At 65.4% G+C, this 1907-nt stretch carries 2 protein-coding genes and 1 pseudogene; all 3 read left to right on the top strand.

The genetic code is table 11. From position 1 onward, the window contains the following. Window positions 1–833, top strand: a pseudogene (locus tag EVC45_RS44330) (IS21 family transposase); the annotation flags it as partial. Continuing rightward, window positions 820–1584 (top strand): IS21-like element helper ATPase IstB, encoded by a 765-nt coding sequence (istB, locus tag EVC45_RS44325; RefSeq protein ID WP_129964328.1) that lies wholly within the window; start codon window positions 820–822, stop codon window positions 1582–1584. The pseudogene EVC45_RS44330 and the gene istB, both read left to right, overlap by 14 nt. After that, window positions 1581–1802, top strand: a complete 222-nt coding sequence (locus EVC45_RS44320) for a hypothetical protein (protein ID WP_129964327.1) — start codon at window positions 1581–1583, stop codon at window positions 1800–1802. The genes istB and EVC45_RS44320 overlap by 4 nt, the downstream gene beginning before the upstream one ends. Window positions 1803–1907: the final 105 nt, after the last annotated feature.

The raw sequence follows: 1907 nt of genomic DNA, 5'->3' as shown, positions 1-1907 counted from the left end.
GCCATAACAACGAAAAAGGTCGCGTCGAAAGAGCAATTCGTTTCGCACGCGAGAGCTTCTTTGCTGCGCGCAAGTACGCCGATCTCGATGATCTGAACGCCCAGGCCGCACAATGGTGCGCGGGCGTGGCAGCCGATCGTCCATGCCGGGAGGATCCGGCCATCACTGTGCGCGAAGCCTTCGAGCGCGAGAAGCCGAGCCTGCTCGCATTGCCGGAGAACCCGTACCCGTGCGAACTGCCGCTTGCCGTGACAGCCGGCAAGACGCCCTATGTGCGCTTCGACCTGAACGACTACTCGATACCGCACACGCATGTGCGACGCACGCTCACGGTTCGTGCCGACCCGCATCAGGTGCGCATCCTCGATGGCGCCGATATCGTCGCCGAGCATGCTCGCAGTTACGACCGCGGCGCGCAGATCGAGATCGCGACGCACATCGATGCGCTGGTGGAGCACAAACGTGAGGCTCGCCACCACCGCGGCCTGGACCATCTCGCGCACGCCGCGCCGGCTACCCGGACACTGATGCTGCGCGCGGCCGAACGCGGCAGCAATCTGGGCAACATTACCGCGCAGCTGCTGCGATTGCTCGACCGGTATGGCGCCGCCGAACTGCAGGCCGCGATCGAGGAAACCCTCGCGAGCGGCGCCGCGCCGCACCAGAACCCGGTGCGCCTGGCGCTGGAGCGCCGGCGGGCTGCCCGGGGAGCCCCTCCGCCCATCGCCATCAAGCTCCCGGAACACGTGCGCGACAAGGACAAGCGCGTGACGCCACACCGGCTCGACATCTATGACCAGCTCACGCGGGAGGCCGATGATGAACAGGACTGAGCAGTTGCAGGAGCGTGCCAATGCGTTGCGGATGTATGGATTGCTGGCGCACTGGAGCCAGATCGCCGACGCGTCATGGGTCGAGCCGTTGCTGCAGTGGGAAGAGCAGGAACGCGCGCGCCGTTCGCTCGAGCGGCGAATCCGCGACGCCCGCCTGGGCAACTTCAAGCCGCTGGCAGACTTCGACTGGGCATGGCCCAAACGGATTGACCGCGGCGCGCTCGAGGAACTGATGGCGCTCGAGTTCGTCAGGGAGAAGTCCAACGTCGTGCTGATCGGGCCGAACGGCGTGGGTAAATCGACACTCGCACTGAACCTCGCGTACCAGTCGCTCATACACGGCTACACGGCGCTCTTTACCACCGCTGGCCAGATGCTCGGCGAACTGGCCGCACTCGACAGTGACTCGGCGCTGCGCCGGCGCCTGCATCGCTACGCTTCGCCCGAAGTGCTCCTGATTGACGAGGTGGGCTACCTGTCGTACTCGAACCGCCATGCCGACCTGCTGTTCGAGCTGGTGAGCCGCAGATACGGCGCCGCGAGCACAGTGGTTACAACGAACAAACCGTTTGCAGCATGGTCGGAGGTGTTCCCGAATGCAGCCTGCGTCGTGTCACTGGTCGATCGCCTCGTGCATCGCGCCGAGGTCATCGCGATCGAGGGCGAGTCGTATCGCGTCAAGGAAGCGCGCGAGCGGGCCGAGCAGCGCTCCAGGAGGCGTAACGCTGCGCGCCCGGAGAAGAAGCCGTGAGCCGCCGCACGCACCTGCCTTCGGGCCTGTCTCGCGGGCTGGACTTCCTGATTGACGCCGACTGGTCACCCCAGCAGGCGTTCGCCGTGTTCGAGCTGCTCAGCGATCTGCGCGCGCGCATCTGGATGCGTTACGGCGCTGAGTTACACGAGCTGATCCGCGTACAGCGTTCACCGCCCACCGATGCCGATATCGACGACGTCGAGGGCGGGTTCTGATCCTGCTTTACTCGCCCTGCGGGCGGCAATGCCTGCGGCGCATGGTCCAGTGTTTAACTCAACCTTGCGCCGCCGTCTGGTGTCGGATTTACGCCGCCGCCAACA

This window comes from Paraburkholderia sp. UYCP14C, assembly GCF_004197395.1.
Classification (GTDB): domain Bacteria; phylum Pseudomonadota; class Gammaproteobacteria; order Burkholderiales; family Burkholderiaceae; genus Paraburkholderia.
The sequence above is the reverse complement of the archived record's forward strand: the minus strand, read 5'-3'. Positions and strand labels throughout refer to the sequence as shown.

Excerpts from the sequence above, each read along its gene's own strand:
- istB (WP_129964328.1), top strand. The coding sequence starts at position 820 with ATGAACAGGACTGAGCAGTTGCAGGAGCGTGCCAATGCGTTGCGGATG.